Origin of the sequence: Vitreimonas flagellata, from assembly GCF_004634425.1 — a bacterium.
Lineage (GTDB): Bacteria > Pseudomonadota > Alphaproteobacteria > Caulobacterales > Aquidulcibacteraceae > Vitreimonas > Vitreimonas flagellata.
Genome location: NZ_SBJL01000002.1, coordinates 978,374 through 984,373 on the forward strand (window position 1 = coordinate 978,374; position 6,000 = coordinate 984,373).

The following is a 6,000-nucleotide window of genomic DNA, read 5'->3' on the forward strand; positions in this document are numbered from 1 at the left end:
CCATCGGTGCGAACACGGCGCAAGCGGCGATCAGAGCGTAGAACTTGGTCATTGGACTGCTCTCGAAATTCAGGTGTGGGCGGGGCCGATCAGGCGACGATTTGCGCGGCTTGGTTCAGGGTCGCGAAGGCAACCGGGGCGAACACTGCGCAGGCGGCGATCAGGGCGTAAAACTTGGTCATTTGGTTTGCTCCTCGGTTCGAAGCGTCATCGCTTCGATGAGCAAACCTACCCAAGGGCGGCGCTTATCGCCGTGACCGAGGGCACACCTCAATTCTTCGGCCAACGGTGGTCTTCGGCGACGGCGTGCCGAATTGACGGGCAGGGCGGGAGCGGCTGGTTTTTGGCGGGCCGGTCATTCGAGAAATATTGCTGAGCGCCGGGCCGTGGCCCATCGCGGACGTTGGCCTGCAATGCCGACATCAGTAGTTTAGGTTCATGTCTGAGCCGACCATTTCCCTCGCTGGTTAATTCGTTTCTCGTCAGTAAGGGTTGCGCCGCGTGTCGCCATGTGATGGAGGGAGCGCCGGTCCTTCTGTTCGTGCACGAGGTGCGCGGCGGCCTTCAAATGCTCTGCGGCGCAGCGGATCACGTGGAGGCTGACCGTCGTTGGGTGCACTTGCATCACGTGCTTGATGCCCAGCCCGATCTGCTTGAGCTACCTACCGTCGATTTCGGACAAGAGGCGGAGCGAGATAGTCAAGGAGGCAGATGGCGGGTTGCACAAAGCCCGATCTGGCCTGGCGCTCTCGACGAGACCGCGCCGAATTGACGGGCAAGAAGCGAGCGACGGGTTTCGAGTGCGCCGGCCATTCGGAAAAAATGTCGGATGGCGCATGGCTTGGCCCATTGCAGACGCTTTCGACCTATACTTGATTGCGCGTTTGGGGGACCGAGATGACCACGCAATCGTTCGATCACGGAGTAAAGCATTTTGATGCGTACATCGGTTTCATCACCGTAGTGCTTGGCGACGCACCTGATCGTTGGATCAGAGAAGACTTCTTGACGGAAGAGCAACAGCTCAATCTAGAAAGAGCTTTCGAAATACTGCGGACTAAATTCCATCTCGTGGAGGAGCGACTAGAGCGACGTAGTGCTGCGCCGAAAATACTTGAAACGCTTGAGCGTTGCTATGCCGCGTATAAGGCGGGAGATGGTCGCCAGGGTGCCTTTCTAATCCAGGACTTTGAGGAACTGATCCTAAAAAATACGCGACGCTAGAACGCCGAATGGCGGTCTTCGGCGAGCGCGCGCCGAATTGACGGGCAGAGCGCGAGCGACGAGTTTCGAGCGTGGCGGCCATTCGGAAAAAATGTCGAATGGCGCATGGCTGGCCCATTCCCGCCGCTCGGGTTGGTGGCCCTGCCGACGAAGACGAAGGCTAATCCAGCGTTGCGATCCAATCGGTGACGACGCGCGCATAAAGATCTGGATCTTGAGCGTGCATGAAGTGACCCATTTCCGGAAAGGATTGGTAGTCAAACCGCTGACCATTGGCTTTCACCAGATGCCGACACGCGCCGCCTGCTCGTCCGAAAGTGCGCCGGCAAAGAGGCCCGTTTGTGGTTCGACGCCGCGGAAGTGATGCGTCAACAGCACTGGCGTTTTCACCTGCGCAAGCATGCGCGCGTGATTGCAGCTCGCGAACATCGTTCCTTCGATGCATGCTCTCGCCCACTCTGGGTCATACTCCTTCAGCATCTGCGGTGGCGAAGCGGGATCATATGGCCTGGCTGCGAGCATCGGCGGCATAGTTGTTTTGACCGCCGTCACGAAACCGGCCCAATCTCCCACGGACCATTGATCGCCAAGGTACTTCGAGAATGCCGTAAACATCAGCGATACAAGGCTTTCGTGGTGCTTGTGACCACAACTTGTCTTGTGCTCGGCGCCGAACAGCGGCGGGTCTTCGAGGAGCGCTGCGCGTACGAGTCCAGGCGGTGCATAGGCAGAAAGCCACGCCGACAGCACGCCCCCTGAAGAAAGTCCGCACACGATCGTCGGACTCCGGATGACGGCTGGTATGAATCGCACGAGGTCGTTGCCGATATTGTCGACGGTGTAGCGGCCGGGCGTGCGAGTGCTGCGGCCTTGGCCGCGCAAATCCACCGCGTAGAGGCGGAAACGGTCTTCAAGCCGTTTCATCGCCTGCTCGTAGCCCCACCATGACTCGGTCTGTCCGGGCACAAGCAAAAGCGCGGGCGCCGATTCTGGTCCGGTGACCGCGTAATTCATTGTGACTTCGCCGAGATCAACGAGGTGCTCCGCATATCCATGCGAAACGAAGATGTCCGTTGGAAACAAGACGCTTGAGGGCGTGCTCATGATCGTCGCCAGCTCCGTTAAATCTGGAAGGCGCTGCAAGTCCGCCCAGAAGCGGGCCAAATAAGGGCTTAAGCGAAGGCCACCGCCCGAGGCCGTTCGAGCGGGAAGGGCGCTAGCGGCAGGTTTCGAGCGGGCCGGCCAATCACCGTTCTTGTCGCTTTGGCCTAAGCTGGCCCTTTTCAAGTCGGTCGGCGATCCCAGCCTGGATGCGGCGGTCTGGCGCGCTCGCTATGGAGAATGTGTGCCGTGGCGATCGGGTCGAATAGCGATTTCGTTAGCCGCTGCAACTACGCTAAAGAATCGCTGCCGGCGTGCGGGCAGCGATGGAGGCGTCAGTGCGGGTTTTGGGGGCGGTTCTCTGCGCAGCGGCGTTGTTGGCTTGCGAAGAACAGCAAAGTCCAGCCTTCATGGGGCCAGACGTAGACGCGTTGCGAACGCGACACGGCGCTCTTGCAGAGGCGCTAGCAGGGAAAGACTCCGGGGCAGCCGCGGAATTCTACGACCGAGGCAATGCGATCTACGAGCCTTTATTCGTTCGCGGAAGACCGCATGTCGGGATCGAGCTGACCAACGAGAGCCTTTTCGCAGATCCGAACGGGTCCATTCAATTCCTTCACACCGAGTTTGAAACTTCCGGGACGTTGGCGGTTTCTCGTGGTGAGTGCATCGTCATCCGTACCGATCCATCCTCAGGTGACGCCATCGAAATGCATGGCTACTGCATGACTTCATGGCGACGCGGTGAAGATAATTTATGGCGAGTGGCTTGGGAAAGTCGAAACGTCGCGCCGGCGCGTTAGCTCGATGCCGACGCTCTGCGCGACGGTCCAATTCGAGGCGTGCAGGAGGTCACCGACTTCGAAGGTTCGAGTCGAACATGCATCGCCGACAATCAACGCGCCGTTCGCAAGGCGGCACGTCGGATCATTATCGAGCGACTGAACGGTCTGTTTGCCAGTGGTGAAGATACGAGATGGGTATTGGTTCGACCGCACGTCGAATAATGATACTGGTCGGCGGCTGGTCTCGGCGACGGCGTGCCGGATCGACGGGCACGGCGCGAGCGACGGCTTTCGAGCGCGCCGGCCATTCGGAAAAGATGTCGAATGGCGCATGGCTGGCCCTTTGCGGTCGTTCGTAACTCCATCAGAATTGGCTGACGCCGTTGGGACGTCTACTCAATCGGCGTGCAGTCAGCGAGACGCCCTTGGATCGAGTTAATTGATGGAGCAGGAGCTGTGATGCGCCCGCACCTGCTATTCTTTGCACTGGTCGCGGGTGTGCTTTCCGCCGGCTGCGACCGGTCTGCAGGGCCAACTCCGTCAGTTGAGTTTTGCCAACTCGATCAGCATTCCGATGGCGATTCAATCCGTGCCAGAGCGCATTTGGTGATTAGTGCTCATGGCTGGTTCCTCGTCGACGCGGCGTGCCCCGATCGCACCATTGATTGGCGAAATACCGATGAACTTCGCGCAAAGGAATACTATCATGAGCTGGAATCTGTCGCGTGGGCGACCCTGTTCGACAGCTCTGGACCACCGCAGGACCTCTTAGTTGAATTCACTGGGGTGTTGCGCTGGCAGCCACAGATGTCGCGACTCCGTGTCGACGTGCACGGCGTTGATGCGTTTGCAGTGGCTGCAGCCGCGCTACCCTACGTCGATGAACGCGGCGATTTGAGTGCGGAGCCACCGGAATAGTGTTCTCGGGGATCCCGCGACCGGGATAAGTGGTTTGGCGATGCGCATTGATCTCAAAGTGAGGGATCAAAGAGACGGATGTCTGCAATCGATGCGGTGGACGGCCCTCCACTCCAGCCGGTGGCGTAAGCTCCCAGTTTCAGCCGGAGGAGAGCCATGAGCCAGGTAGTCACGATCGGCAGGTGTAGAGCGCGTCAGTCATTCGAGAAATATTGCTTAGCGCCGGGCCGTGGCCCACAGCGGTCGTTTAGTTTTCCCGTTCTTCTTCATCTTCCGCATCCAACATAATGCCCGCCATGAAGCCGTCGGGATTGAGCGCGAAAGACCGCGTCATGCGAAAATGCTGTGTGTTGTGAAATTCGATCGGCGCCAAGCCCGCTTCCGAGATTTCCAAAAGTGACGCTGAGGGGTAGGCCATGATCATAGGTGAATGCGTGGCGATGATGACCTGGGACTCGCCGCGCTGCTCGAGCCGTCGCAGCATTTTTAAGAACTCGACTTGCCATTGCGGCGAGAGGGCGGCCTCGGGCTCGTCCATCAGGTAGATGCCTCGCGACCCGAAGCGGTTCTCGAAAACAGCCATGAAGGACTGACCGTGACTGCGCTTGCGCATGGAGACGCCTCCATACGGACCGTACGCGTCGCCGCCTTCGCGGGCCAACTGGTCGATCACGTCTACGAAGCTGAAGAACGTTTCAGCGCGGAAGAAAAAGCCCTGGGTCACCTTGGGCATCCAGCTGAAGCGCAGAAACCGCGAGAGGAGTTCGTCTTCAGCCGTTCGATGCGCCACGTTCTTGGTGCCCCCAGTAAGAGCAAGGCCGCAGTGCGCCGCAATCGCTTCCAATATCGTCGACTTCCCTGACCCATTGGCGCCCACAAGGATTGTGATGGGTTTCGTGATCTCCAGATCGAAGCCGGCGCGAAAAGCGGGCAGATCGAGCGGGTGGCGCGCCTGCGCCTCCGACGGAATGTGGTCCAAAAGACTGATGCGCCGGAGGTAGGGCGGCTTTGAACTACTTGGGCGATGTCTTCTTGCCACGGGCCACTCCCACATTGGCGATCATCGTTGCGAATGCCAGTAGCGCAAGGCCCTTGGCGAATGTCGCATTTCGGCGACGGCGTGCCGATTTGAAGGGCTGGGCACGATCGGCAGCTTTGGAGAGTGTTGGCCATTCGAGAAAAATGTCGAACGGCGCGCGTCTGGCCCAAAACAGACATCAGCGAATGCTCGTCGAGCGCGGCGGCTTGGGCTACGCTACCCTCCCATGAGAGGCGCACGTGCTTAGGATTTCGGTCGTCATAGTGGTGTGTTTGGCCGCGGCGTCTTGTGCCCCGCCGGGTGTCCCAAGTGGCTCATCCTGGGAGTACGAACTGAAGGTGGGGTCGGTTTGGCATTGGCAACGCACTCTTGCGAGTGGCTGCGCTTCCTGGACTGCGACAAGTGACTGGGCGTCTGTGCATCTTTCCGCCGACTCCGCGAACTGCGACGCCGGGCGCGGAGTGACATTCTTCACTGGCTCAGACGCACTCATTTTCGAAAACTATTGGCCTAATCCGGGTCACTCGGGCGGCAACCCTTGTCCCCACCAGCTCTCAGCAACACAGATTGCGGAGCTGGGTCCGCTCACAGAGGAAGCGCTTGCCGCGAGCGTCACAGCCGCAGAGCGGCGAATACTTCATCGCGTCAAGCAACGACTCGGCAACGTGGACGGCGCCGCCCTCATGACTGACGTGCTCGGATGGTGCAGCGATCTTACACCGGAAGATTATGGACCGGCTGGGTCCACTCGGCGACAGGACACTTGGCAAGGCGGTCGCTAGCTGCGTGCGCGCCCATGTCCGCTTTCGGCGTGCGCCGTGCAAAGGCGGCGCTTTCCAGTGGGTGCAAGCCCCACCCGGCAGATGCTCCAGCCGGAAGCGATCGGAGCAGACAGGGAGGTAACGAACTGGCTGAAGCCTTCGATAATCGTGT

4 protein-coding genes are annotated in these 6,000 nt (G+C 59.5%); 2 read left to right on the top strand and 2 right to left on the bottom strand.

What is annotated here, in order from left to right; genetic code table 11:
* The first annotated feature begins 897 nt into the window (after positions 1-897).
* On the top strand, positions 898-1,224 hold the full coding sequence (locus EPJ54_RS12710) for a hypothetical protein (protein WP_135212073.1): 327 nt from the start codon (positions 898-900) through the stop codon (positions 1,222-1,224).
* A gap of 279 nt (positions 1,225-1,503) precedes the next feature.
* Here EPJ54_RS12710 and EPJ54_RS12715 read toward each other — a convergent pair whose 3' ends face one another.
* Positions 1,504-2,328, bottom strand: coding sequence for an alpha/beta hydrolase (locus EPJ54_RS12715; protein ID WP_239590908.1), 825 nt, complete (start codon positions 2,326-2,328; stop codon positions 1,504-1,506).
* A gap of 1,388 nt (positions 2,329-3,716) precedes the next feature.
* Here EPJ54_RS12715 and EPJ54_RS12720 point away from each other — a divergent pair.
* Positions 3,717-4,028, top strand: coding sequence for a hypothetical protein (locus EPJ54_RS12720; protein WP_135212074.1), 312 nt, complete (start codon positions 3,717-3,719; stop codon positions 4,026-4,028).
* A gap of 247 nt (positions 4,029-4,275) precedes the next feature.
* On the opposite strand, the gene EPJ54_RS12725 is transcribed toward EPJ54_RS12720, so the two are convergent.
* Positions 4,276-5,007 carry an AAA family ATPase gene (locus EPJ54_RS12725; protein ID WP_239590909.1) on the bottom strand — a complete coding sequence of 244 codons (732 nt, stop codon included), beginning with the start codon at positions 5,005-5,007 and terminating at the stop codon, positions 4,276-4,278.
* Positions 5,008-6,000 lie beyond the last annotated feature (993 nt).

What these genes read in the sequence shown, in the direction of transcription:
- EPJ54_RS12710 (WP_135212073.1), top strand. Translation starts at nt 898, where the DNA reads ATGACCACGCAATCGTTCGATCACGGAGTAAAGCATTTTGATGCGTAC.
- EPJ54_RS12715 (WP_239590908.1), bottom strand. Translation starts at nt 2,328, where the DNA reads ATGAGCACGCCCTCAAGCGTCTTGTTTCCAACGGACATCTTCGTTTCG.